Source organism: Streptomyces sp. NPDC093071, assembly GCF_044754545.1.
Classification (GTDB): Bacteria; Actinomycetota; Actinomycetes; order Streptomycetales; family Streptomycetaceae; genus Streptomyces.
In genome coordinates, this window is the sequence record NZ_JBIVPH010000015.1 from 1 (window position 1) to 24,381 (window position 24,381).

The 24,381-nt window shown below is 72.5% G+C and carries 22 protein-coding genes; 17 read left to right on the top strand and 5 right to left on the bottom strand.

The window, feature by feature from the left end; translation table 11 throughout:
- The first annotated feature begins 149 nt into the window (after positions 1-149).
- The 8 genes from ACIQD7_RS32585 to ACIQD7_RS32620 all read left to right on the top strand — a co-directional run bounded on the left by ACIQD7_RS32585 (position 150) and on the right by ACIQD7_RS32620 (position 6,997).
- On the top strand, positions 150-797 hold the full coding sequence (locus tag ACIQD7_RS32585; RefSeq protein ID WP_402446634.1) for an HAD family hydrolase: 648 nt from the start codon (positions 150-152) through the stop codon (positions 795-797).
- Positions 798-840: 43 nt separating this feature from the next.
- Positions 841-2,052 carry an MFS transporter gene (locus tag ACIQD7_RS32590; RefSeq protein ID WP_402446637.1) on the top strand — a complete coding sequence of 404 codons (1,212 nt, stop codon included), beginning with the start codon at positions 841-843 and terminating at the stop codon, positions 2,050-2,052.
- A complete protein-coding gene (locus tag ACIQD7_RS32595) occupies positions 2,021-3,196 on the top strand; it encodes an acetoin utilization protein AcuC (protein ID WP_121828925.1) in 1,176 nt (391 codons plus the stop codon). Before ACIQD7_RS32590 ends, ACIQD7_RS32595 begins: the two co-directional genes overlap by 32 nt.
- Positions 3,197-3,306: 110 nt before the next feature.
- Positions 3,307-4,122 (top strand): phosphatase, encoded by an 816-nt coding sequence (locus ACIQD7_RS32600; RefSeq protein WP_402446640.1) that lies wholly within the window; start codon positions 3,307-3,309, stop codon positions 4,120-4,122.
- A 127-nt stretch (positions 4,123-4,249) separates the two neighbouring features.
- On the top strand, positions 4,250-4,459 hold the full coding sequence (locus ACIQD7_RS32605; protein WP_030219271.1) for a helix-turn-helix domain-containing protein: 210 nt from the start codon (positions 4,250-4,252) through the stop codon (positions 4,457-4,459).
- Positions 4,460-4,651: 192 nt separating this feature from the next.
- Positions 4,652-4,750 carry a 30S ribosomal protein bS22 gene (locus ACIQD7_RS32610; protein WP_003948845.1) on the top strand — a complete coding sequence of 33 codons (99 nt, stop codon included), beginning with the start codon at positions 4,652-4,654 and terminating at the stop codon, positions 4,748-4,750.
- A 138-nt stretch (positions 4,751-4,888) separates the two neighbouring features.
- Entirely contained in the window at positions 4,889-5,956 is a 1,068-nt protein-coding gene (locus tag ACIQD7_RS32615; protein ID WP_402446644.1) for an NAD-dependent epimerase/dehydratase family protein, read from the top strand.
- Between the two features lie 15 nt (positions 5,957-5,971).
- Positions 5,972-6,997 (top strand): lysophospholipid acyltransferase family protein, encoded by a 1,026-nt coding sequence (locus tag ACIQD7_RS32620; protein WP_121828927.1) that lies wholly within the window; start codon positions 5,972-5,974, stop codon positions 6,995-6,997.
- A 249-nt stretch (positions 6,998-7,246) separates the two neighbouring features.
- On the opposite strand, the gene ACIQD7_RS32625 is transcribed toward ACIQD7_RS32620, so the two are convergent.
- The 3 genes from ACIQD7_RS32625 to ACIQD7_RS32635 all read right to left on the bottom strand — a co-directional run bounded on the left by ACIQD7_RS32625 (position 7,247) and on the right by ACIQD7_RS32635 (position 11,011).
- Positions 7,247-8,518, bottom strand: coding sequence for a DUF5667 domain-containing protein (locus ACIQD7_RS32625; protein WP_402446647.1), 1,272 nt, complete (start codon positions 8,516-8,518; stop codon positions 7,247-7,249).
- A gap of 329 nt (positions 8,519-8,847) precedes the next feature.
- Positions 8,848-9,633, bottom strand: a complete 786-nt coding sequence (locus ACIQD7_RS32630) for an ECF subfamily RNA polymerase sigma factor, BldN family (RefSeq protein WP_161373595.1) — start codon at positions 9,631-9,633, stop codon at positions 8,848-8,850.
- A gap of 436 nt (positions 9,634-10,069) precedes the next feature.
- Positions 10,070-11,011: an HAD family phosphatase gene (locus ACIQD7_RS32635; RefSeq protein ID WP_121828930.1), complete on the bottom strand. Its 942-nt coding sequence runs from the start codon at positions 11,009-11,011 to the stop codon at positions 10,070-10,072.
- 140 nt (positions 11,012-11,151) lie between these two features.
- Here ACIQD7_RS32635 and ACIQD7_RS32640 point away from each other — a divergent pair, with 140 nt between their 5' ends.
- The 7 genes from ACIQD7_RS32640 (at position 11,152) to ACIQD7_RS32670 (ending at position 17,978) form a co-directional block, all read left to right on the top strand.
- Complete coding sequence (locus ACIQD7_RS32640) at positions 11,152-11,430, top strand: glutaredoxin family protein (RefSeq protein ID WP_121828931.1); 279 nt, start codon at positions 11,152-11,154, stop codon at positions 11,428-11,430.
- A gap of 272 nt (positions 11,431-11,702) precedes the next feature.
- Positions 11,703-12,491: a redox-sensing transcriptional repressor Rex gene (locus ACIQD7_RS32645; RefSeq protein ID WP_402446652.1), complete on the top strand. Its 789-nt coding sequence runs from the start codon at positions 11,703-11,705 to the stop codon at positions 12,489-12,491.
- Entirely contained in the window at positions 12,488-13,843 is a 1,356-nt protein-coding gene (locus ACIQD7_RS32650) for a glutamyl-tRNA reductase (RefSeq protein ID WP_402446655.1), read from the top strand. The genes ACIQD7_RS32645 and ACIQD7_RS32650 overlap by 4 nt, the downstream gene beginning before the upstream one ends.
- Positions 13,840-14,826 carry a hydroxymethylbilane synthase gene (gene hemC, locus ACIQD7_RS32655; RefSeq protein ID WP_402446657.1) on the top strand — a complete coding sequence of 329 codons (987 nt, stop codon included), beginning with the start codon at positions 13,840-13,842 and terminating at the stop codon, positions 14,824-14,826. Before ACIQD7_RS32650 ends, hemC begins: the two co-directional genes overlap by 4 nt.
- Entirely contained in the window at positions 14,823-16,493 is a 1,671-nt protein-coding gene (locus ACIQD7_RS32660) for a uroporphyrinogen-III synthase (RefSeq protein ID WP_402446660.1), read from the top strand. Before hemC ends, ACIQD7_RS32660 begins: the two co-directional genes overlap by 4 nt.
- A gap of 133 nt (positions 16,494-16,626) precedes the next feature.
- Complete coding sequence (gene hemB / locus ACIQD7_RS32665) at positions 16,627-17,625, top strand: porphobilinogen synthase (protein ID WP_402446663.1); 999 nt, start codon at positions 16,627-16,629, stop codon at positions 17,623-17,625.
- A gap of 83 nt (positions 17,626-17,708) precedes the next feature.
- A complete protein-coding gene (locus ACIQD7_RS32670; RefSeq protein WP_053640757.1) occupies positions 17,709-17,978 on the top strand; it encodes a DUF1876 domain-containing protein in 270 nt (89 codons plus the stop codon).
- A 54-nt stretch (positions 17,979-18,032) separates the two neighbouring features.
- On the opposite strand, the gene ACIQD7_RS32675 is transcribed toward ACIQD7_RS32670, so the two are convergent.
- A complete protein-coding gene (locus ACIQD7_RS32675; RefSeq protein WP_402446666.1) occupies positions 18,033-18,797 on the bottom strand; it encodes a DUF4232 domain-containing protein in 765 nt (254 codons plus the stop codon).
- A 236-nt stretch (positions 18,798-19,033) separates the two neighbouring features.
- On the opposite strand from ACIQD7_RS32675, the gene ACIQD7_RS32680 reads away from it, so the two are divergent.
- On the top strand, positions 19,034-20,536 hold the full coding sequence (locus tag ACIQD7_RS32680; RefSeq protein ID WP_402446668.1) for a helix-turn-helix domain-containing protein: 1,503 nt from the start codon (positions 19,034-19,036) through the stop codon (positions 20,534-20,536).
- A gap of 28 nt (positions 20,537-20,564) precedes the next feature.
- Here the strand turns inward: ACIQD7_RS32680 and argS are convergent, their stop codons facing one another.
- Positions 20,565-22,355 carry an arginine--tRNA ligase gene (gene argS / locus ACIQD7_RS32685; RefSeq protein WP_402446669.1) on the bottom strand — a complete coding sequence of 597 codons (1,791 nt, stop codon included), beginning with the start codon at positions 22,353-22,355 and terminating at the stop codon, positions 20,565-20,567.
- A 138-nt stretch (positions 22,356-22,493) separates the two neighbouring features.
- On the opposite strand from argS, the gene lysS reads away from it, so the two are divergent.
- Positions 22,494-24,281 carry a lysine--tRNA ligase gene (gene lysS / locus ACIQD7_RS32690; RefSeq protein WP_240449879.1) on the top strand — a complete coding sequence of 596 codons (1,788 nt, stop codon included), beginning with the start codon at positions 22,494-22,496 and terminating at the stop codon, positions 24,279-24,281.
- The last annotated feature ends 100 nt before the right edge of the window (positions 24,282-24,381 follow it).

Sequence of the window (24,381 nt, forward strand, 5' to 3'; positions counted from 1 at the left end):
CGGAAGCTAAGCCTTTCAGCGCCGATGGTACTGCAGGGGGGACCCTGTGGGAGAGTAGGACACCGCCGAACAATTTTTAGCCTCAACCCCCAGACGATGTCTGGGGGTTGAGGCATTTTTGCGTTCCGGACCAGTTCTAGGCTGGTGCCATGCGATACGACTTGGTCATCTTCGACAACGACGGTGTGCTGGTGGACAGCGAGCCGATCTCCAACACCCTGTTGGCCGGCTACCTGACGGAGCTCGGGCACCCCACCTCGTACGAGGACTCCCTGCGGGACTACATGGGGTCCGCCATGCACCGCGTGCACGACCTGGTCGAGGAGCGGACCGGGCAGCGGTTGCCCGTGGACTTCGACGACGTCCTCCACGCGCGCGTCTTCGCCGCGTTCCAGGCCGAGTTGGAGCCCGTGCCCGGTGCCGAGGACGTGCTGAAGCGGCTCGTCGACGCCGGGGTCCCGTACTGCGTGGCCTCCTCGGGGAGTCACGAGCGGATCGGGGTCGGGCACCGGAAGACCGGGCTCGACGCCTGGTTCCGGGACGGGAACGTCTTCAGCTCCGAGGACGTCGGCCGGGGCAAGCCGGCGCCCGACCTGTTCCTGCACGCCGCCGCGCGGATGGGCGTCGAGCCCGGGCGGTGCGTCGTCGTCGAGGACAGCCCGCTCGGCGTGCGGGCCGCCCTGGCCGCCGGGATGGACGTGTACGGGTTCACCGCGATGACGCCCGAGGAGAAGCTCGCCGGGGCCCGGGGCTTCTTCCGGAGGATGGACCAGCTCCCCGCGATTTTGGGTCTCTGATCCGTCTACCCAGGAGTAGGTTCCGGCCGTACGCTGTGCCGCCATGACGGATGCGCGGTTGCGGCGTGGGCGGGGATCCCTGGCGGTCGGTTTCTTCGTGCAGGGGGTCACGTTCGCCCTGCTCGTGACCCGGATACCGGCGATCCAGGACCGGTACGGGATATCCGACGCGCTGCTGCCCGCCTTCCTGGCCGCCGTGCCGATCCTCGCCGGAGTGGCGAGCGTGACGACCGAGAAGGTCGTCGCCCGGGTGGGGCCCGCCGTGGTACTGCGCTGGTCGCAGCCCTTCGTGCTGCTGGCCCTGCTCGCCGTGGGCGCCGGCACGGAGCTGTGGGAGGCCGCCGTCGCGCTCGGGCTCTTCGGGCTCGCCGTGGGCGCCCTGGACGCCTCCATGAACATGCTGGGCGTGAGCCTCCAGCGGGCGTACGGCCGGAGCATCATGCTCGGCTTCCACGCCGCGTACAGCCTCGGCGGGATCGTGGGGGCCTCGCTCGCCTGGGCCGGGGCGCACTGGCAACTGTCGCTGTTCACGTCCTATCTGCCGGTCGTGGCCGTCCTGTTGCCCCTCGCGCTCGTCGGCAGCCGCTGGTACGCGGCCGGTGGCGACGGGCCCGCGCCAGAGGAGAGCGCGGAGAGCGCGGAGAAGGCCGGCGGCGGGGTCGCGTTCACGCTGCTGCTGCCGCTCTGCCTCGTCATGACCTTCGCGTACATCGGGGACTCCACGGTCGCCAACTGGAGCGCCAAGTACCTCCAGGACGTGCTGCACAGCTCCGAGGAGCTCGCGACCGTGCCGTACAACGCGTACATGGTGACGACGCTCCTCGGGCGGGCCGTCGGGGACTTCGGGGTGCGCCGGCTCGGGGCCGCGGCGGTCGTGCGCGGCGGGGCCGTGCTCGCGGCGCTCGGGTTCGGGCTCGTCGCGGTGGCGCCGGGCGCCTGGGCGGGGATCGCGGCGTTCACGCTCCTCGGGCTCGGGCTCAGCGTGATCGTGCCGCAGACCTTCGCCGCCGCCGGGCGGCTCTTCCCCGGGAACAGCGACGCGGCCGTCGCCCGGCTCAACGTCTTCAACTACGTCGGCTTCCTGATCGGGTCGCCGCTCGTGGGGGCGCTCGGGGACGCGTGGAGCTACCGGGGCGCCATGCTGGTGCCGATGGTGCTCGTCCTCGTGACGGTGGCGTACGCCACGTCGTTCGGCTCGCGAGGGGCCCGATACGGTGGCGGGCATGAGCGGCCGCGCACTGTTGATGTGGGATGAAGCTGTCACGCAGTACGACTTCGGGTCCGAGCATCCGATGGATCCGGTACGGCTCGCGCTGACGATGTCGCTGGTGCGGGCCTACGGGCTCGACCGGGCGGTCGACGTGGTCGCGGCGAAGCCGGCCGGGGACTCGACGCTGCGGCTCGTGCACCGCGAGGACTACGTTACGGCCGTGCGGGCGGCCTCGGCCGATCCGCGCCGCGCCGACCAGGCGTACGGGCTCGGCACGGTCGACGACCCGGCGTTCGCCGGGATGCACGAGGTGTCGGCGCTGATCGCCGGGCAGTCGGTGGGGGCGGCGGAGGCCGTGTGGCGCGGGGAGGCCGCGCACGCGGTCAACTTCTCCGGCGGGCTGCACCACGCGATGCCCGGGGCGGCCGCGGGCTTCTGCATCTACAACGACGCCTCGCTCGCCATCGCCCGGCTGCTCGAACTGGGCGCGGAGCGGGTGGCGTACGTGGACGTGGACGTGCACCACGGGGACGGGGTGCAGGCGGCGTTCTGGGAGGACCCGCGGGTCCTGACGGTCTCGCTGCACGAGCACCCGAGGACGCTGTTCCCGCAGACCGGCTGGCCGGAGGAGACCGGCGCGCCGGGGGCCGGTGAGGGCGGGGCCGTGAACGTGGCCCTGCCGGCCGGGACCGGGGACGCGGGGTGGCTGCGGGCCTTCCACGCGGTCGTGCCGGAGCTGCTCGCGGACTTCCGGCCGCAGGTCCTCGTCACGCAGCACGGGGCGGACACGCACTTCGAGGACCCGCTCGCCCACTTGGCGGTCTCCCTCGACGCCCAGCGGGCGGTCCAGGAGGCCTGTCACGAGCTGGCGCACGAGCACGCCGGGGGCAGGTGGCTGGCGCTCGGCGGCGGCGGATACGCGGTGGTCGACGTCGTACCCCGGTCGTGGACGCACCTGGTGGGGATCGCGGCGCACGCGCCCGTGGACCCGGCGTCGGTGATCCCCTCGTCCTGGCGGGACGAGGTGTACGCGCGGACGCGGCAGTTGGGGCCCGCGCGGATGACGGACGGACGGTGGCCGGTGGACTTCCGGGACTGGGCCGGGGGGTACGACCCGGCCGACCGGCTCGACCAGGCGGTGATCGCGACCCGCAGGGCTGCCTTCCCGCTGCGGGGGCTGCTGGCTTAGGGCCCGTCCGGCCGCCGGTCCCGGGAACGCCCGGCCGGAAGTTACGCCGACGGTGGGGCGTCCGGGAGGTTCGGGTCCCCGGGCGGCCGTGTTCCGGCAGCATCGGAAGGGTGTTGAGTACCGGGGCGCTGCGGGCGCATCTGTTGGCGGCGGGGTTGGCGGGCACGGTCGCGACCCCGCGGGAGGAGAACCTGCGGAGCTACCGGCTCTTCGCCGCGCGCGATCCCCGGGTGCTGCTCGGGCTCGATCCGGTGCGGGCCTGGGACGAGGCCGGGCTGCTGCGGCTCATGGCCGACAGGTGCGGGGTGTCGGGGGACCCGGGGCACCGGTCCGGGCCGGACGCCATCGATCCGGAGCGGACGGTGCGGGGGCTCGACGCCTTCGCGGCGCGGCTCGGCGCGGCGGCGGCGCGGCGGGTTCCGGTGCTCCTGGGGACGGGTCATCCGCACCGGTTGCTCGGTTTCTACGCCGCTCTCGCAGACGCGTTGTCGGCGGCGGGATGTCTTGTCCTCACCCCGGCGCAGGGGAGATGTGTCGACATGACGACCCGGTTCGGCGTACGCACGTACCTCCTCGACTACGCGCGGGGGGTGGCGTTCGTGCGGGAACCCGGACCGCCCGGGGGCAGGCGCGCACCGGGGGCGCACTCCCATTCGCCGCTTCCGGTCAGGGCCGCCCTGGAGAGCGCGGCCGACTCCGGCGGGCCGCTTCCGGAGCTGGTGGTCGGGGACCACGGATGGGTCTGCGGGGCAGGTCAGCTGGGTATCGAGGCCATCGGGCTCGCCGATACGGACGATCCCGCGCTGTTCGTCGGGGAGGCGGAGGGGCAGGTGTCGGCGGTGGTGCCGCTCGACGACGGGGTGCACTCCGCCTCGTACCTCCCGCTGACGCGCTATGTACTCAATCGGGCCCGTCTGTCACGGTAAACGGCCGGTGGTGGCTCCTCTTCCCCACTCGTACCACCCGCCCCTACTCTGGATCGTGAGCGCTCGGCGACGAAGAGTCACCGGAGGGGAAGCCGGTGGGCGTCGCGGCGGAAGGTACAGGTGGGTCATGGCTGCTGGCGATCGACCTCTCAACGAGGTCAAGTTTCTGACCGTGGCGGAAGTCGCCTCGGTGATGCGCGTCTCGAAGATGACCGTGTACCGCTTGGTGCACAGCGGTCATCTGCCGGCGATCCGGGTGGGCAGGTCCTTCCGGGTGCCGGAACAGGCGGTGCACGAGTACCTCCGGGAGTCCTACGTGGGGGTGGGAACCGCGTAGCGAGCGCGCGGCACGGCCCCGGAAAAGCCCGGAAGGACTCTGGGCGGCCCCCGGGAGAGCCGGATGTTGCCCTCGGATTACGAGCGAGGTGCTCGGGACGGTAGGCTAGGCCGACGTAGGTCGTGTGGGCCCAGACGCCCCGCACCGATTCCCGCCGAGCGGGAATGTTCCGAGAAGTGAGCGAGGGTAGTCGTGGGCTCTGTTATCAAGAAGCGGCGCAAGCGGATGGCGAAGAAGAAGCACCGCAAGCTGCTCAAGCGCACGCGCGTTCAGCGTCGCAACAAGAAGTAAGGCGACCGCTGCACCGCAGCATTCAGTGCGTCGGGCGTGGCCCTTCACCGTTCGCGGTGGAGGGCCACGCTTTTATTGCGCCGAAATCTGGAAGCGCTACGGTGGCGACCAACGGAAGACGGACGGAAGGCGCTGATCTTGGGCAGGGTCGTGCTCGTCACCGGTGCCGCCCGGCACCTCGGCGGCCGCTTCGTGCGGCGGATCCAGCGGGACCCCGAGGTGGAGCGGGTGATCGCGGTGGACGCGGTCGACCCGCCGCACCAGCTCGGCGCCGCCGACTTCGTACGGGTGGACATCCGCCGCCCCGAGATCGCGAAGGTCCTCGTCGAGCACGACGTCGACACGGTGGTCCACCTGGACGTCACCGGGACGGCACTCGGTGGGGGCGGCCGGACGTCGGTCAAGGAGACCAACGTCATCGGCACCATGCAGCTGCTCGGCGCCTGCCAGAAGTCGCCGCGGATCGCGCGCCTCGTCGTCAAGTCCAGTACGAGCGTGTACGGCTCCGCACCGCGCGACCCGGCCGTCTTCACCGAGACGACGCCCGCGAAGGCGCTGCCGAGCGGGGGCTTCGCGAAGGACGCCGTCGAGGTCGAGGGGTACGTGCGGGGCTTCGCCCGGCGCCGCCCGGACGTGGCCGTGTGCGTGCTGCGGTTCGCGAACATCCTGGGGCCCCGGATCGACTCCCCGCTGACCGAGTACCTGGCGCTGCCGGTCCTGCCGACCGTCCTCGGCTACGACCCGCGGCTGCAGTTCGTCCACGAGGACGACGTGATCGACGTCCTGCGCCTGGCGGCGCACGAGCCGCGCCGGGCCACCCAGAACAGCGGCACCTTCAACGTGGCCGGGGACGGGGTGCTGCTCCTCTCCCAGTGCGCGCGGCGGCTCGGCCGGCCGACGGTGCCGGTGCTGCTCCCGGCGGTCACCTGGGTGGGGACGGCGCTGCGGACGGTCGGGATCACCGACTTCGCGCCCGAGCAGATCCGGCTGCTCACCCACGGCCGGGTCGTCTCGACGGTCCACACGCGCGAGGTCTTCGGCTTCTCGCCCCGGCACACCACGGCGGAGGCCTTCGCGGACTTCGCGCGCGGCCGGGGGCGGGGGCTGCTGCCGCCGGAGGCGCTGGCCGGTGCGGTGGACCGGCTGGCCGGGCGCCTGGCCCCCGCTTCTCCCCCCGGAGTTCCCACAGTTCACGACGGCGCCTGAGGAGGCCCGACTGCGATGGCGGACGCCAAGGTCATTCCCTTCGACGACGACCGCTCACGGGCCCGCCGGCGGTCCCCCCGGGCCGACGGCGAGGCGGCGGCCGTACGGGCCCTGCCGGGGCCGCAGGAGCCGGAACCCCCCGCCGTCCGGGCGGTGGAGGAGCCGGCCGGGCCCGTCGCCCCGGAGCCGCCGGACGCCGGGGGCGGCTGGGAGCGGCGGCTCGCGGGCGGGCTCGCGTTCCTGCGGCGGCGGATCACCGGCGAGTACGAGGTCGACGAGTTCGGCTACGACGAGGAGCTCACCGACCAGGTCCTGATGTCGCTGCTGCGCCCGCTGTACGAGAAGTACTTCCGGGTGGAGGTGAAGGGCGTCGAGAACATCCCCGACAAGGGCGGGGCGCTGATCGTCGCCAACCACTCGGGGACGCTGCCGCTGGACGGCCTGATGATGCAGGTCGCCGTCCACGACCACCATCCGGCGGGGCGGCACCTGCGGCTGCTCGCCGCGGACCTGGTCTTCGTGCTGCCGGTCGTCAACGAGCTGGCGCGCAAGGCGGGGCACACCCTGGCGTGCGCGGAGGACGCGGAGCGGCTGCTGCGGGCCGGCGAGGTCGTCGGGGTGATGCCGGAGGGCTTCAAGGGGATCGGGAAGCCCTTCGGGGAGCGGTACAAGCTCCAGCGGTTCGGGCGGGGCGGGTTCGTCTCGACGGCGCTGCGGGCCGGGGTGCCGATCGTGCCGTGCTCGATCGTGGGCGCGGAGGAGATGTACCCGATGGTCGGGAACGCGAAGACGCTGGCGCGGATCCTCGGCCTGCCGTACTTCCCGCTGACCCCGACCTTCCCGTGGCTGGGGCCGCTGGGGGCGCTACCGTTGCCGACGAAGTGGACGATCCAGTTCGGGGAGCCGATCCCGACGGACTCCTACGCGCCGGAGGCGGCGGAGGACCCGATGCTGATGTTCAACCTGACGGACCAGGTGCGGGAGCAGATCCAGCACACGCTGTACAAGCTGTTGGTGCAGCGGCGGTCGGTGTTCTTCTGAGGCGACGGGGGAGTCGGAGGCGGGCCGCCTCCCCGCCGCCGGTCGGAGGCCGGCGCAGCCTTCCGAAGCCTGTGAGGCCCCTCGGGCCGAGCGGTGCGAGGAGGGCGGGGGAGGAGGGGCCAAGTTGTTGGTGCAGCGGCGGTCGGTGTTCTTCTGAGTTTTTCCGGTGAGCCCTTCCGGGGCCCGGACGTCCGGGTGCGGGCATGAAGAAGGGGCGCCCCCCGTCCGTGGGGGCGCCCCTTCCTCTTGTCAGCGAGCGTCCTCGCTGTCGATGCCCAGGCCGGGAAGCAGGCCGGGCAGGATGGGCGGGATGGTGACGTCGGGGACGTCGGGGACCGGCTGGTCCGCCGTCGGCGGGGACGTCGTTGTCCCGGTCGGCGAGGGCTTGAGCAGTCCGCCGCTGCCGCCGCCGATGAGGCCGTCGTCCTTCGGCGGGGTGGCGGTGCCGCTGTCCGCGCCAGGGCTCGTGTCCGTGCCGGGGCTCGTGTCCGTGCCGGGGCCCGACGGGCGGGGTGCCGTGGTCGGGCTGCCCGAGGACGGGGTCTCGCTGCCGGCCGGCGGACGCTGGGTGTCCGTCTCCCGGGAGTCCTGCGGCGCGCTGGGCGTGCTGCGGGGGCCCTCGGTGCCGGCCGCGCCCTTCTCGGGGGTGCGGGGGAGCACCGACTGGAGCGGCTCGACCTCTTCGTCTATGGCGTCGAAGACGTGCGTGACCTCGCTGCCGACGTCCGCGAGCTGCACGGGGAGCCGGTCGCGGAGGCCGTCCCAGGTGTCCCGGTGGGCCTGGGCGAAGGAGTTGAGCCGCGCCATCGGGGCGATGGCGCCGTCCCGCTCGTACGCCTGGCGGAGCAGCCGGTGGCCCTCGGCGGCGTCGTGCTTCATCCCGCCCAGGACGCGGCGGATCTCGGCGAGCGACTCGTGGTCGAGGTCGCCCGCGCGGCCGCGCTCCATGAGGCGGCGGGCCTCGCTGAGTCGGGTGGAGGCCTGGTCGAGGTAGATGCCGCCGCGGTCCGCGTCGTCGTCCGCCATGCCCAGCTTGATGTCCTCCATCCCCCGCTTCAGCCCGTAGAGCGAGTCGCCGGGGAGCGCGTCGGAGCTGGCGGCGGCCACGCCGCCGAAGGCTCCCGCGGCCACGCCGACCGTGAGGCCGCCGGCGGCGAGCCCCTTGGTCCAGCGGGACCGGGGACGGAGCTTCCGGAGCGGGGAGGCCCGGTGGGCCCCCTTGCCGGTCGAGGTCCGTTGCTCCGGGACCGTGGGGCCGGCGGTCGCGCCCCCCTCCATGAGCATCGCTTCCATGGCGGCGACCAACTGGGCCCGCTGCACCACTTTGACCTCGGGGTCCAGCTGTGGCTTGGGCAGCTCGCCGAGCCCGTTCGCCAAGGCCAGGAGCCGTCCCTGCTGCGCAGGTTCGGCCGGTTCGGCCGGGGCCTCGGGCCGCTCGGCCGCGGCGCCCTCGGACGCCCGGTCCTCCAGGGCCTGGGCGAAGGCGTTCGCCCGCCGGTGCGCCGATACGTTCGCGATCACTGGCGGCACCTCCTCTCGTCATGACGGTCGACTCCCCGGGGTGTCCGGAGGGTTGCACGCCTTGAGCGCGACCACACGAAAGAGTGAGTGGCTGCGGGCATGGCGTGACCACAGGGAGCCTGCATCCCGCACAACGAGCGGCGCGGCACTTGGGTTACGCGCGATAGATGATCGGACCAGTGCGTCATCGAGGCGTCACCGACTGTGAGTTGGGCGGGGGTCGTGGGGCATGTGGGGGGAGGGGCGGGGCCCGGCGCGTGGGGGCGCCGGACGATCGACAACCGGCGGACCGATAAACCGATGAACCGGCGGTCGGGGTCGGCGTCCGCTCAGCGGGCGTCGTCGGGGAGGAGGCGGGCCAGGGTGCGGACCGCCCGGTACTGGAGGGTCTTGATCGCCCCCTCGTTCTTCCCCATGACGCGGGCGGTCTCGGCGACCGAGAGGCCCTGGAGGAAGCGCAGGGTCACGCACTCCTGCTGCTGGGGGTTGAGGCGGCGGACCGCGTCGAGGAGGGCGGCGTTGGAGAGGGACTCCAGGACGGAGTCCTCGGGGCTGCGTTCCACCTCGTTGGCGTCGAGCATCTCGCCGGTGGTGACCTCGAGGCGGAACCTGCTCGACTTGAAGTGGTCGGCGACCAGGTTCCGGGCGATGGTGACGAGCCAGGCGCCGAAGTCGCGGCCCTGCCAGGTGAAGGTGGAGATCCGGCGCAGGGCGCGCAGGAAGGTCTCGCTGGTGAGGTCCTCCGCGGTCGCCTTCCCGCCGACGCGGTAGTAGATGTAGCGGTAGACCGTGTCGCTGTACTGGTCGTACAGGCGGCCGAAGGCCTCGGCCTCGCCCGCCTGGGCCCGTTCGACGAGGTCCATCATGCGGGCGCTGTCGCTGTCCGCGGCGGGACGGCGGGAGGCGGTCGAGGTGCCGGAACGGGCGCCGCGTCTGCCCACGGCGGCGCTGCCGTCGGCCAGGGCGTAGCAAGGTCCGACGGGTGCCGGTGCGGCGAAGGCGAAGGCGGGGACAGGGCCGGCGTACGCGGTGGGGACGAAGCCGCGCAAGTGGTCGAGGACCGTTGCGCGCAGCGTAGCCAGGCCCGAGGTGTCAACCCCGACGTGTGGGTACACGGGACTCCCAGAGGCAGAGCTTCCATCACGTGCAGTGCGGGACCTTTCACCCGTCGTGGCGACGTGAGGGGTCCTTTGTGCGTCTGAGGAGAATAACGCTTCGTACAGGCAGCGCTACACCCAGTTGCAGAAATCGCCGGTTCCGTCGTATCTGTTACTGCTTGCAGTCGGATCAAGGTCCAGTTGGTGACTGGTTGTTGATCGGTCTGCTTTCGAATGTGATCACGTGCACGTTCTGTTGTGCTCAAGTGAGAGCTGCGTGCGTGATCCGGGCCGCTGCGGGGTAAGGGGCCGGGAATGCCCGGGAGTCGACCTGTGCGGTGCTGTTCGACCACGGACGGGTGAGGGCGTCCGGTCCGGGGTTGTCGCAGATGATCGCAGCCGAAACGTATCGGCAGCTCAGGGGGCCGCGGGGGCGGCGGGGAGCGCCCCGGGGTCAGTGGCGGCGGCGGTGCAGGGCGACCGCGGCGGCCGTGCCGCCGGCCAGCGCGCCCAGGCCCGCGGCGGCGGGGATGCCGACCTTGGCGGCCTTGCGCCCGGTCCGGTAGTCGCGCAGCCGCCACTCCCGGTCCTTCGCGTGCCTCCGGAGCTTGGTGTCCGGGTTGATCGCGTACGGGTGCCCGACGAGCGAGAGCATCGGGATGTCGTTGTGCGAGTCGCTGTACGCGGCGCAGCGGCCCAGGTCGAGCCCCTCGGCGGTGGCGAGGGCCCGTACGGCCTCGGCCTTGGCCGGTCCGTGCAGGGGCTCGCCGACCAGCCTGCCGGTGTAGACGCCGTCGACGGACTCGGCGACCGTGCCGAGCGCGCCTGTCAGGCCGAGCCGGCGGGCGATGATCGTGGCCGTCTCGACCGGGGCGGCCGTGACGAGCCACACCTTCTGGCCCGCGTCCAGGTGCGCCTGGGCGAGGCCGCGGGTGCCGGGCCAGATCCGGTCGGCCATGTACTCGTCGTAGATCTCCTCGCCGATGCTCATCAGTTCGGAGACGCGGTGGCCCTTGACGATGGAGAGGGCGCTCTCGCGGGCGTCCTGCATGTGCTCGGGGTCCTCGACGCCGGCCAGCCGGAACCAGGCCTGCTGCCAGGCGAAGCGGGCCAGCTCGCGCCGCTGGAAGAACTTCCGCTTGTACAGGCCGCGGCCGAAGTGGAAGATCGCGGCGCCCTGCATCACGGTGTTGTCGAGGTCGAAGAAGGCGGCCGCCCGCACGTCCCCGACGACCGGGAACTCGGGCTCGGCGGGGGGTTCGGCCGAGGCCTCCTCCCGCTCCCGTTCCAGCTGGAGCGAGGTCTTGCGCGCTGCCTCGGCAGCGGCCTCGCCTGCGAGGACGCTGCGCGCGGTGGCGGAGCGCCTACGAGGGGTGAGCCATCCCAGAGCGGCCATGCCGTGAGCATAGCCAGTCTGTTCGGTACTTCCCGACTTGTGACGATGCCGCGGCGTGAACAGTGGGGTGCTCCTCTGTTAATCGGGTCACGTCCGGAACCGGCTTCGGCGGGCGGGGCCCGGTGCGCCGGCGGGACAGAATGGGCGCCATGTTCGGACGGAAGAAGAAGGCGGACGCCGGGGCGCGGACCGTGACCCTCATCGGCAGGCCGGGATGTCATCTCTGCGACGACGCGCGGGCGGTGGTCGAGGCCGTGTGCGCGGAGACCGGGGCGTCCTGGGAGGAGAAGGACATCACCCGCGACGAGGGGCTCTACCGGGCGTACTGGGAGCAGATCCCCGTCGTCCTGGTCGACGGGGAGCAGCACACCTTCTGGCGCGTGGACGCCGACCGGCTCCGGCGCGAACTGGGTGCGTGACCGAAACCCGGTTACCATCATGGACGTTTTGTTGGGTTTCGGGGGCGTCATCGTGAGGAGAGTGTGCGGTTTTGCCCCCTTCGGGTTCTCAACGCGTCGCGCTTCTCCGCGGTTCCGCGGCAACGGGAACCGGCCGCGTGACCCCGGTCACTTTGGCCGGACAAAACGGACACCATCTTTGTGCACGCGTTCACAAAGACATAGCCTGCATTCGACGGGGCGGTCTTGGGACATATGGCCGCCTGCAGCCCCGCTCATCCCGCAGGAGCACCGTGGCAACTGGCCGAACTCACCGACCGGCGACCCGTAGCCGAGGAATTCCCGAGGCCACCGTCGCCCGGCTTCCGCTGTATCTGCGCGCGTTGACCGCGCTCTCGGAGCGCTCCGTACCCACGGTCTCCTCCGAGGAGCTCGCGGCCGCGGCGGGGGTCAACTCCGCGAAGCTGCGCAAGGACTTCAGCTACCTCGGCTCCTACGGCACCCGCGGGGTCGGCTACGACGTCGAGTACCTCGTCTACCAGATCTCCCGCGAGCTGGGCCTCACCCAGGACTGGCCCGTCGTCATCGTCGGCATCGGCAACCTCGGCGCCGCCCTCGCCGGTTACGGCGGCTTCGCCTCCCGCGGCTTCCGCGTCGCCGCGCTGATCGACGCCGACCCCGCCATGACCGGCCGGCCCGTCGCCGGCATCCCCGTCCAGCACAGCGACGACCTGGAGCGGATCGTCGAGGACGACGGCGTCTCCATCGGCGTCATCGCCACCCCGGCCGGCGTCGCCCAGCAGGTCTGCGACCGCCTCGTGGCCGCCGGCGTCACCTCCATCCTGAACTTCGCCCCGACCGTGCTCTCCGTGCCCGACGGCGTCGACGTGCGCAAGGTCGACCTCTCCATCGAGCTCCAGATCCTCGCCTTCCACGAGCAGCGCAAGGCCGGCGAGGACGCCGGGGCCGACGACGGCGCGGAGCACACCCCCGCCGCCGTGCCGCCCGCCCCCCGGGGCGCCACGGGCACCGGCAGCCGCAAGGGACCCGACGGGGACGTCCCCGCCGTGATGCCGGCATGAGCCTCCTCGTCGTCGGACTCAGCCACCGCAGCGCCCCCGTCTCCATCCTGGAGCGGGCCGCCCTGCCGGCCGACACCCGCACCAAGCTCCTCCAGGACACCCTCGCCGCCGAACCGGCCACCGAGGGCACCGTCCTGGCCACCTGCAACCGCATCGAGCTCTACGCCGACGTCGACAAGTTCCACGCCGGCGTCGCCGAGCTGTCCACGCTCCTCGCCCAGCACAGCGGCGTCGGCCTGGACGAACTCACCCCCTACCTCTACGTGCACTACGAGGACCGGGCCGTCCACCACCTCTTCTCGGTGGCCTGCGGCCTGGACTCCATGGTCGTCGGCGAGGGTCAGATCCTCGGCCAGATCAAGGACGCCCTCGCCCTCGGCCAGGAACTCCACACCGCCGGACGCCTCCTCAACGACCTCTTCCAGCAGGCCCTGCGGGTCGGCAAGCGCGCCCACAGCGAGACCGGCATCGACCGGGCCGGACAGTCGCTCGTCACCTTCGGCCTGGAACAGCTCGCCGACGGCGAGGACGTCGAGACCTGGGCCAAGGGCAAGAAGGCCCTCGTCATCGGCGCCGGCTCCATGTCCTCCCTGGCCGCCGCCACCCTCGCCCGCTCCGGCGTCGCCGAGATCGTCATCGCCAACCGCACCCTCGCCCGCGCCGAGCGCCTCGCCCAGATCCTGAACGAGCCCGGCGGCACGGGAGTCGCCGCACGCGCGGCCGAGATGGTTGCCGTCGGCGACGAACTCGACCGCGCCGACATCGTCGTCTCCTGCACCGGCGCCACCGGACTCGTCCTCACCGGCGACGGCGTCGCGGCCGCCGCACGGGACCGCCGCGCCCCCCTCGCCCTGCTCGACCTCGCCATGCCCCGCGACATCGACGCCGCCGCCCACCGCGTCCCCGGCGTCCGGCTCGTCGACATCGAGTCCCTCGCCGAGGCCTCCGCCGACGCCCCCATGGCCGCCGACGTCGACCAGGTCCGGGCCATCGTCTCCGACGAGGTCGCCGCCTTCGGCGCCGCCCAGCGCGCCGCCCACATCACCCCCACCGTCGTCGCCCTGCGCGCCATGGCCGCCGACGTGGTGACCAGCGAGGTCACGCGCCTCGAAGGCCGGCTCCCCGGCCTCGACGAGAAGCAGCGCGCCGAGATCACCCAGACCGTGCGCCGCGTGGTCGACAAGCTCCTGCACGCGCCGACCGTGCGGGTCAAGCAGCTCGCCAGCGAGCCCGGCGGCGCCGGGTACGCGGACGCGCTGCGGACACTCTTCGACCTCGACCCGGAGACGGTCGCCGCCGTCAGCCGGGCCGACCTGAATGACGCCGACGTCAAGAACCGAGGGCGAGTATGACCGAGAGGGCACTGAGGCTCGGGACCAGGCGCAGCAAGCTCGCCATGGCCCAGTCCGGGCACGTGGCCGACGCCGTACGGCAGCTGACCGGCCGGCCCGTCGAGCTCGTGGAGATCACGACGTACGGGGACACCTCCCGCGAGCACCTCGCGCAGATCGGTGGCACCGGCGTCTTCGTCGCCGCCCTGCGCGACGCGCTGCTCGCCGGCGAGGTGGACTTCGCCGTCCACTCGCTGAAGGACCTGCCGACCACCCCGCACCCCGACCTCGTCGTGGCCGCGATCCCCCGCCGCGAGGACCCCCGCGACGTCCTGATCGCCCCCGCCGGGATCACGCTCGACCGGCTGCCCAAGGGCGCCCGGGTCGGCACCGGCTCGCCGCGCCGCATGGCCCAGCTCCACGCCTACGCGCGCAGCCACGGACTGGAGCTCACCTGCGTCCCGATCCGGGGCAACATCGACACCCGCGTCGGCTACGTCCGCGGCGGAGAGCTCGACGCGGTGGTCCTCGCCGCGGCCGGACTCAACCGCATCGGCGGCACCGAGGAGCTCACCGGCTCCCTGAGCGCCGACCGCCTCCCGGTCGACGCCGTGCTGCCCGCCCCCGGCCAGGGGGCCCTCGCCGTCGAGTGTCCGGCGTCCGACGCCGGACTCGTCGCCGCGCTCGCCGCTCTCGACGACCCGCACACGCGGGCCGCCGTGACCGCCGAGCGTTCCCTGCTCGCCGCCCTGGAGGCCGGCTGTTCCGCACCCGTGGGTGCGCTCGCCGACCTGCTGGCCGACGACCCCGGTCACGGGCAGGCTGTCACCGAAATGCGCCTGCGCGGCGTCGTCGGCACCACCGACGGCTCGACGCTGGTGCAGCTGTCCACCACCGGACCCGTACCCACCTCGCACGACGAGGCCATGGCGCTCGGACGCGTACTCGCGGACGAGATGCTCGCCAAGGGTGCGGCCGGTCTTATGGGGGAGCGAGCACTTTGAACCCCACCAGCCCGACCACCAGCCCCCTGTCCCCGGCCTTCGCGGGCCACGGGCACGTCACGTTCCTCGGCGCGGGACCGGGCGACCCGGGACTCCTGACCCTCAGGGCCGTCGAGGCCCTCGCGGGAGCGGACGTCCTGATCGCCGAGCCGGAGGTCCTCGACGTCGTCCGCGGCCATGCGCGCGCGGGGGTGAGCACGCCGGAACTGGCGGTTGTCGACGAGGCGTCAACAGCCGCCGGAGTCCCCGTGTTGAGGGACGCGGCCAATCTTGTCATGGAGGCCGCGAGGGGCGGCAGGCGGGTCGTCCGTGCGGTGACCGGCGACCCCGGCCTCGACGGCAACGCCGGAGCCGAGATGCTCGCCTGCGCCGCCGAGGGCATCCCCTTCGAGGTCGTCCCCGGCGTCGCCACCGCCGTCGGCGTCCCCGCGTACGCCGGCGTGCCGCTGCGCGACGCCCAGGGCACCGACGTGCGCTTCGTCGACGCCCGCACCGCCGACGAGCGGTGCTGGAACGAGGTCGGCGCCTCCGACGGCACCGTCGTCGTCTCCACCACCCTCGACTCGGTGGCCGCCGCCGCCGGCGAACTGGTCGCGGCCGGCCGCAAGCCGGACACCCCGCTCACCGTCACCATCGCCGGCACCACCACCCGCCAGCGGACCTGGAACGCCACCCTCGGCACCATCGCCCAGGTCTTCAAGCAGGGCAAAGTCCTCCCCTCGCCCGAGGGCCACCGGCCGGTCATAGCCGTGGTCGGCGAGCGCAGCGCCCCGGCGCAGCGGGACCAGCTGTCGTGGTTCGAGTCCAAGCCGCTCTTCGGCTGGCGGGTCCTCGTGCCGCGCACCAAGGAGCAGGCCGCCTCGCTCTCCGACCAGCTGCGCTCGTACGGCGCCGTGCCGCACGAGGTCCCGACGATCGCCGTCGAGCCGCCGCGCACCCCGCAGCAGATGGAGCGCGCGGTCAAGGGCCTGGTCACCGGCCGCTACGAGTGGATCGCCTTCACCTCCGTCAACGCCGTGAAGGCCGTCCGCGAGAAGTTCGAGGAGTACGGGCTCGACGCCCGCGCCTTCGCCGGGATCAAGGTCGCCGCGGTGGGCGAGCAGACGGCCGCCGCGCTCGTGGACTTCGGCGTCAAGCCCGACCTGGTGCCCAGCGGCGAGCAGTCCGCCGCCGGACTCCTGGAGGACTGGCCGCCGTACGACCCGGTCTTCGACCCGATCGACCGCGTCTTCCTGCCGCGCGCCGACATCGCGACCGAGACCCTGGTCGCGGGCCTCATCGAGCTCGGGTGGGAGGTCGACGACGTCACCGCCTACCGGACCGTACGGGCCTCGCCGCCGCCGGCCGACACCCGCGAGGCGATCAAGGGCGGCGGCTTCGACGCGGTCCTCTTCACCTCGTCGTCGACCGTGCGGAACCTCGTCGGCATCGCCGGCAAGCCGCACAACGTCACGGTCATCGCCTGCATCGGCCCCGCCACCGCCAAGACGGCGGAGGAGCACGGCCTGCGGGTCGACGTCCTGTCGCCCGAGCCGTCCGTCCACAAGCTGGCCGAGGCCCTCGCGGACTTCGGCACGCGCCGCCGTGAGTCCGCCCTGGAGGCGGGCGACTCGGTGACGCGGCCGAGCGAGCGGCGGCCGGGCGCGAGACGCCGCCGGACGACGTAGCGGTTCTCGTTCGGTTCTCGTTCGCCGGGGGTGCGGGTCCTTCACGGGCCCGCACCCTTCGCGTCGCCGGGCGTGATCCGCGGCAACACCCTGTCGGCAAGTGCACCGTCCGCGCGGGCGTAGCCTCGACCGTATGAACTCGTACGGATCCTTTCCCGGGGCGCGCCCGCGGCGGCTGCGGACCACGCCCGTCATGCGCCGGATGGTGGCCGAGACGCGACTGCACCCGGCCGACCTGATCCTGCCCGCGTTCGTGCGCGAGGGGATCACCGAGCCCGTGCCGATCGAGGCGATGCCCGGGGTCGTGCAGCACACGCGCGACACCCTGCGGAAGGCCGCCGTGGAGGCGCTGGAGGCCGGGGTCTCCGGGATCATGCTCTTCGGCGTGCCCGAGGACGCCAAGAAGGACGCCGCCGGCACCGCAGGGACCGACCCCGACGGAATCCTCCAGGTCGCGATCCGGGACGTACGGGCCGAGGTCGGCGACGACCTCGTGATCATGTCCGACCTCTGCCTCGACGAATTCACCGACCACGGCCACTGCGGCGTCCTGGACGCCGAGGGCCGCGTCGACAACGACGCCACGCTGGAACGGTACGCCGAGATGGCCCAGGTCCAGGCCGACGCCGGCGTCCACGTCGTCGGCCCCTCCGGGATGATGGACGGCCAGGTCGGCGTGGTCCGCGACGCCCTCGACACCATCGGCAAGGAGGACGTCGCGATCCTCGCGTACACCGTGAAGTACTCCTCCGTCTTCTACGGCCCCTTCCGCGAGGCCGTCGGCTCCTCCCTCAAGGGCGACCGCAAGACCTACCAGCAGGACCCGGCCAACCTCCGCGAGTCGATGCGCGAGCTGGCGCTCGACCTGGAGGAGGGCGCGGACATGGTCATGGTCAAGCCCGCGGGCCCCTACCTCGACGTCCTCGCCAAGGTCGCCGACGCCGTGGACGTGCCGGTCGCCGCGTACCAGATCAGCGGCGAGTACGCGATGGTCGAGGCCGCCGCCGAGAAGGGCTGGATCGACCGCGACAAGGCGATCCTGGAGAGCCTCACCGGCATCCGGCGGGCCGGCGCGCAGATGATCCTGACGTACTGGGCGACCGAGGCCGCGCGAAAGCTCGGCGGCGTCTGACCGCCCCTGGCTGGTGGGGGACCGTCGACCGGCGCACCCTGGAGGAGTAGCCGACAGGTACCTCGCCGGAGGTGGTCCTCATGATGCACACGCTGGTCGGATGGCACGTGGAGATGGAGTTCCGGGAGGAGGGCGACCGGACGCGGGCCGCCGCCATGGTCCGGCTCGGCGACGGCACCGAGTTCCGGGCCCACGGCACCGCGAACCGGCACCCCTCCGACCCGGACCAGCTGCGGGTCGGCGAGGAGATCGCCGGGGCGCGCGCCCTGATGGACCTCGCCTCGCAGCTCCTCCAGAAGGCCCACACGGAGATCGACGAGGTGTCCGGACGGACCTCGCACGGCATTCGGTGAGGCCGTCCGGAAGGCGGGTCGGGAGGTCTGTCGGGAGGCTGGTCGTGGGGCCGGTCAGAAGCCCAGGGCGTCCTCCATCGAGCTCTGCCAGTAGGTGACCCGGGTCGTGCTGTCCGTGTACGTGCCGGCGGGCAGCTTCAGGACGGCCGGGCCCCCGGCCGAGCCCACGTTGTCGCGCGGGGCGAACCACACGGTCAGCCTCTTCGACGTCCGGCCGTGCTGCCCGCTGCCGTCGGCCGCCGACAGGATCATGGCCGCGTACGCGCTCTCGCCCGGGAACAGGGTGACGACCGCCTGCGGCTTGCTGCCCTGGTCCACCGCGACCGCCGCCTGCCCGTCGTCCAGGCGCAGCACCGGGGCGTAGTAGGCGCTGCACGCCGTGCGGCCGGTGTTGGTGACGGTGAGCAGCGCGTGGTTGAGCGGGCGGCTGACCGGGCTGTAGACGACCCGCACGGCCGACGCGTCGCACGGCCGGTCCGCCGTGTCCTTCCCGCCGCCCCCGCCCTTGCCGTCGCCCTTGCTCTTGCCGGGGGCGGCGGTGGTGCCGGAGGAGCCCTGCGGGGAGGTGCTGGCGTTGCCGGAGGGGGCCGGGTCCGTGGGGGCGGGTGCCGGCGTGGACGTCGAGGTGGGCTCCGGTGCCGTCGTCGGTACGGTGGCGGTGGCGGTGGCAGTGGCGGTGGTGGTCGGCGCGGTCGTGGTCGGGGACGAGGCCCTGCCCTCGTCCCGCGTCCCGCCCGCCGAACCCTGGCAGGCGGTGAGGGAGAGGGCGGCTGCGGTGACGGCCGCCGCGGCGGCGACGCGGACGCGGTGTGTGCGCATGGTGGTGGAACCCCCGTGGATGTCGTTGCTTTTCGGTCGGTCTGCGACCGCCGCACGTTCCGTCGACCGGTGCCGTGCGGCGTGGTCCCAGGTTGCGGGGCGGCGGATTCCGGCCGCAACGCCGCACGGGCCATGAGGGACGCCGAAATGCTCACGGGTACGGTGACCAGCGGGAACGGCCCCTGCCTGGAACGCCGTTCCGGGACGCGAGGGCACCGATCACGGGGAGGGGCACGGTGGCGACCACACCGGAGGCCCAGGAGTTGGGCGCGCTGCTGCGGCGGCTGAAGGAACGTTCGGGGCGCAGTTACGGGGTGCTCGCCGGACGGCTGCACGTCAGCGCCTCGACCCTGCACCGCTACTGCAACGGGGACGCCGTACCGGCCGAGTTCGCGGCGGTCGAGCGGTTCGCGCGGCTGTGCGGGGCCGAGCGCGAGGAACTGATCGAGCTGCACCGGCGATGGATCGTCGCGGACGACGCGCGGACGCGGGGGCGGGCGGCGACGGCGACGGGGGCGGGGGCGAGGCCGAACGGGGCGGAGGCGGAACCTGATTCGGAGTTGGTGCCGGTGCCGGTGCCGGTGCCGGTGCCGGTGCCGGAGGAGGCGGAGGCGGAGGTGGGGCCGGAGGCGGAGTCGGCGCCTGCGCCTACGCCTACGCCTGAGGCGGTGTCAGAACCCGTACCCGTGAAGGATTCCGGGCCCGAGCCGGTATCGGTGGTGGACGCGGATACGGAGCTGGACGCGCGGCCGGACACAGGAGGCGCCGTTCCCGACGGGCCCGGCCCCCGGAACGGGAGCCCGCGCCGACGCCGGGTGCTCGTCGCACTCGCCGCCCTCGCGGTCGTCGCGGCGGCCGTGCCGGTCGCCGTGTTCGCGGCCGGGGGCGACGGCGGACGACCGGAGCGGGCGGCGCGGACACCCGCCCCGTCCGGTCCGGCGACCGGCGGCACCGCCCCCATACGCCCCGGCCCCACCCCGTCCCCGACCGCGACGCCGACGCCGTCCTCGTCCGGCTCCCCGTCCGGGCTCCCGGACGGCAAGGGCCCCGCGTCCCCCTCCCCGGCGCCCTCGCGGAACCTCTCACCGACCGCCTCGCGGTCCGGCGCGCCCGCGACCGGCGTCCCGCTGCGCGTCGGCGTCAGCTCGTACAACTGGGAGCTGCCCTGCGGGCAGTACTACCTGCTCGACCGCGCGCCCGGCGAGGTTCCTCCGCCGCCGCCTCCGCAGGACCACCGCGGCTGGGCGCGGGCGCTCGGCGCGGTGGACGGCGGCGGGATGCGCCTCGAACTCACCGCCACGGGCCGCACGTCCGACTCCGTGGTCATCAACGACGTGCACGTCCGGGTGGTGGGGCGCTCCGCCGCGCTGCCCTGGTCGGCGTTCTCGATGGGCGAGGGCTGCGGCAGCGGCGTCACCCCGCAGACCTTCGCCGTGGACCTCGACCGCTCCCAGCCCGCCCTCCGGCCGGTCGCCGGACAGAACGGCGACGTCGTCGTGCCCGCCAAGGACTTCCCCTACAAGGTCGCGTCCGACGACCCCCAGGTGCTCCGCTTCGACGTGACCACGAAGGCCCACGACGTCAGCTGGTACCTGGAGGTCGACTGGAGCAGCGGCGACCGCAAGGGCACGATCCGGGTCGACGACGGAGGCCGCCCGTTCCGCACCAGCGCGACCGCCGGGCGCCCCGCGTACATCTGGTGGGTCGAGCCGGGCGAATGGCGCCCGGCCGACGGATGAACGCGGGGCCCCTCGGGGCACCGTGGGATCAGAGGCGCTCGGGCGTCCGGATGCCCAGGAGCGCCATGCCCTGGTGGAGCGTGCGGGCCGTCAGGTCACAGAGGAACAGACGGTTCTCCGCGACCTCCCGCGCCGGCTCCGGCTTGATGACCGGGCACTGGTCGTAGAACGTCGTGTACAGCGAGGCCAGCTGGTAGAGGTACGCGGCGAGCTTGTGCGGGGCGTACTCCGCAGCGGCCTCCGCGATCACCTCGCCGAACTGGTCCAGGTGCAGACCGAGCGCGCGCTCCGCCGGGGCCAGCTCCAGCTCCGGGTGGGCGACCGGGGTGCGGTCGCCCGCCTTGCCGAAGATCGACCTGACCCGCGCGTACGCGTACTGGAGGTACACCGACGTGTCGCCGTTCAGCGACACCATCTGGTCCAGGTCGAACTTGTAGTCGCGCGCGGCCGACGTCGACAGGTCGGCGTACTTCACCGCGCCGATGCCCACGTACTGGCCGTTCTCGACGATCTCCGCCTCGGTCAGGAGCGACTGACCGGTCTTCTCCCGGTAGGTCTCCTCCTTCTCGCGGACGACCTCGGTCGCCCGCTCCACGGCCTCGTCCAGCAGGTCCACCAGCCGGACCGTCTCGCCCTCACGGGTCTTGAACGGCTTGCCGTCCTTGCCCAGGACCGTGCCGAACGCCAGCTGGTGCGCCTTCACCTCGTCGTTCAGCCAGCCCGCCCGGCGGGCCGTCTCGAAGACCATCTTGAAGTGCAGCGACTGCCGCGCGTCCACCACGTACAGCAGGGACGTCGCCTTCAGGTTCCGCACCCGGTCCCGGATCGCCGACAGGTCCGTCGCCGCGTAGCCGAAACCGCCGTCGGACTTCTGCACGATCAGCGGCACCGGGTTGCCGTCCGGGCCCTTCACGTCGTCGAAGAACACGCACAGCGCACCCTCGGAGCGGACCGCGACGCCCGACTCCTCCAGGATCCGGCAGGTCTCCGCCAGCATGTCGTTGTAACCGGACTCACCGACCACGTCGGCGTCCCGGATGTCCATGTCCAGCTTGTCGAAGACCGAGTAGAAGTAGATCTTCGACTCCTCCACGAACCGCTGCCAGAGCGCGAGCGTCTCCTCGTCACCGGCCTGGAGGTCCACCACGCGCGCGCGGGCCCGCGTCTTGAACTCCTCGTCGGAGTCGAACAGGGCGCGCGACGCCTTGTACAGCCGGTTGAGGTTCGACATCGCCTCTTCGCCGGACACCTCGGACTCCGAGGAGTGGTCCAGCTCGTGCGGGTGCTCGATCAGGTACTGGATGAGCATCCCGAACTGGGTGCCCCAGTCGCCGATGTGGTGGCGCCGGACCACCGTCTCGCCGGTGAACTCCAGGATCTCGACCATCGCCGCGCCGATCACCGCGGACCGCAGGTGGCCGACGTGCATCTCCTTCGCCACGTTCGGCTGCGCGTAGTCGATCACCGTCGTGCCGGCCGACTCGTCGAACGGCACGCCGAGCCGCGCGTCGGCGGCACGGGCCGCGAGGGTCTCCACGATCGCCGCGTCGGTGACCGTGATGTTCAGGAAGCCGGGCCCGGAGACCTCGACCTCCTTCAGCACTTCGTTCGCCGGAATCGCCTCGACGACCCGCGTCGCCAGCTCCCGCGGATTGCCCTTCAGCCGCTTGGCGAGCGCCAGGATGCCGTTGGCCTGGAAGTCGGCCCGGTCGCTACGTCGCAGCAGCGGGTCGGCGGCCGCGGCCTCCGGCAGGGCTGCCGAGAGTCCGTCCGCGAGGCGCTGCTGCACGGTCGAAGCGAGGGAAGGGACCGAGGCCATGAGCTTCCGTTCCGTTGAGAGGTGTCCGGTGGTCTATTTCGCTTGTCAAGTGTCCCATGGGAGAGCAACGTGTTTTCTCCGCCTGTGGACAACCCGGGCCTGTGGACAACCCCGGGGCCCGTCGTTCCGTCTGGGACAATGACAGGCGTGAGGCCCGACACCGGGCACCGAGGGATTTACGGAAAGAAGGACGTACCGACCGTGGCTCAGAGCAGCACCGAGACCGACTGGGTCTCCCGTTTCGCGGACGAGGTCATCGCCGAGTCGGAGCGACGTGCGCCTGGCAAACCGGTCGTCGTCGCCTCCGGCCTCTCCCCCTCCGGCCCGATCCACCTCGGCAACCTCCGCGAGGTCATGACCCCGCACCTGGTCGCCGACGAGATCCGCCGCCGCGGCCACACCGTCCGGCACCTCGTCTCCTGGGACGACTACGACCGCTACCGCAAGGTGCCGAACGGCATCGAGGGCATCGACGAGACCTGGGCCGAGCACATCGGCAAGCCGCTGACCTCCGTCCCGGCCCCTGCCGGCTCGCCCCACCCCAACTGGGCCGAGCACTTCAAGGCCGCCATGGTCGAGTCCCTGGCCGAGCTCGGCGTCGAGTACGACCCGATCAGCCAGACCGAGCAGTACACCACCGGGGCCTACCGCGAGCAGATCCTGCACGCCGTGCGCCACCGCGCCGACATCGACGCCATCCTCGACCAGTACCGCACCAAGAAGGCGCCGAAGAAGCAGTCCCAGAAGCCCCTCGACGAAGCCGAGCTGGAGGCCGAGGAGGGCTCCGGCGCGGCCGCCGAGGACGACGGCTCCGGCGGCGGCGCCGGCTACTTCCCGTACAAGCCCTACTGCGGGCGGTGCGAGAAGGACCTCACCACCGTCACCTCCTACGACGACGACACCACCGAACTCGCCTACACCTGCACGGCCTGCGGCTTCGCCGAGACCGTCAGGCTCAGCGAGTTCAACCGCGGCAAGCTGGTCTGGAAGGTCGACTGGCCCATGCGCTGGGCCTACGAGGGCGTGATCTTCGAGCCCTCCGGCGTCGACCACTCCTCGCCCGGCTCCTCCTTCGTCGTCGGCGGCCAGATCGTCCGCGAGATCTTCGACGGCGTCCAGCCCATCGGCCCCATGTACGCCTTCGTCGGCATCAGCGGCATGGCCAAGATGTCCTCCTCGCGCGGCGGCGTCCCCACCGCCGCCGACGCGCTGAAGATCATGGAAGCGCCCCTGCTGCGCTGGCTCTACGCCCGCCGCAAGCCCAACCAGTCCTTCAAGATCGCCTTCGACCAGGAGATCCAGCGGCTCTACGACGAGTGGGACAAGCTGGAGGCCAAGGTCGCCGACGGCACCGTCCTGCCCGCCGACGCCGCCGCCCACTCCCGCGCCGCCCGCACCGCCGCCGGCGAACTGCCCCGGACCCCGCGCCCGCTCCCGTACCGGACCCTGGCCTCGGTCATGGACATCACCGCCGGACACGACGAGCAGACCCTGCGGATCCTCACCGAACTCGACCCCGACAACCCCGTCACCTCCCTCGACGAGGTCCGGCCGCGCCTCGACCGCGCCGAGAACTGGATCACCAACCAGGTCCCGGCCGACCAGCGCACCATCGTCCGCGACGAGCCCGACACCGAGCTCCTCGGCTCCCTGGACGACGAGGGCCGCGAGTCGCTCCGCCTCCTCCTGGACGGCCTCGACACCCACTGGTCGCTCGACGGGCTCACCACCCTCGTCTACGGCGTCCCGAAGGTCATGGCCGGACTCGACCCCGAGGCCAAGCCGACGCCCGAGCTCAAGCTCGCCCAGCGCGCCTTCTTCGCCCTGCTCTACAAGCTCCTCGTGAGCCGCGAGACCGGCCCGCGCCTCCCCACCCTCCTCCTCGCCGTCGGCGCGGAGCGGGTCAGGAAGCTCCTCGGCGCGTGACGGACGCGTAGGACGCGAAAAAGGGCTGCCGCCCGGAACTCCTCCGGGCGGCAGCCCTTCTCCGTACGGCGTAAGGATCAGGCGTACGGATCAGACGGAC

Coding starts and splice junctions, on each gene's coding strand:
- ACIQD7_RS32585 (WP_402446634.1), top strand. CDS start 150: ATGCGATACGACTTGGTCATCTTCGACAACGACGGTGTGCTGGTGGAC.
- ACIQD7_RS32590 (WP_402446637.1), top strand. CDS start 841: ATGACGGATGCGCGGTTGCGGCGTGGGCGGGGATCCCTGGCGGTCGGT.
- ACIQD7_RS32595 (WP_121828925.1), top strand. CDS start 2,021: ATGAGCGGCCGCGCACTGTTGATGTGGGATGAAGCTGTCACGCAGTAC.
- ACIQD7_RS32605 (WP_030219271.1), top strand. CDS start 4,250: ATGGCTGCTGGCGATCGACCTCTCAACGAGGTCAAGTTTCTGACCGTG.
- ACIQD7_RS32620 (WP_121828927.1), top strand. CDS start 5,972: ATGGCGGACGCCAAGGTCATTCCCTTCGACGACGACCGCTCACGGGCC.
- ACIQD7_RS32635 (WP_121828930.1), bottom strand. CDS start 11,011: ATGGCCGCTCTGGGATGGCTCACCCCTCGTAGGCGCTCCGCCACCGCG.
- ACIQD7_RS32640 (WP_121828931.1), top strand. CDS start 11,152: ATGGGCGCCATGTTCGGACGGAAGAAGAAGGCGGACGCCGGGGCGCGG.
- ACIQD7_RS32650 (WP_402446655.1), top strand. CDS start 12,488: ATGAGCCTCCTCGTCGTCGGACTCAGCCACCGCAGCGCCCCCGTCTCC.
- hemC (WP_402446657.1), top strand. CDS start 13,840: ATGACCGAGAGGGCACTGAGGCTCGGGACCAGGCGCAGCAAGCTCGCC.
- hemB (WP_402446663.1), top strand. CDS start 16,627: ATGAACTCGTACGGATCCTTTCCCGGGGCGCGCCCGCGGCGGCTGCGG.
- ACIQD7_RS32670 (WP_053640757.1), top strand. CDS start 17,709: ATGCACACGCTGGTCGGATGGCACGTGGAGATGGAGTTCCGGGAGGAG.
- ACIQD7_RS32675 (WP_402446666.1), bottom strand. CDS start 18,797: ATGCGCACACACCGCGTCCGCGTCGCCGCCGCGGCGGCCGTCACCGCA.
- argS (WP_402446669.1), bottom strand. CDS start 22,355: ATGGCCTCGGTCCCTTCCCTCGCTTCGACCGTGCAGCAGCGCCTCGCG.
- lysS (WP_240449879.1), top strand. CDS start 22,494: ATGACAGGCGTGAGGCCCGACACCGGGCACCGAGGGATTTACGGAAAG.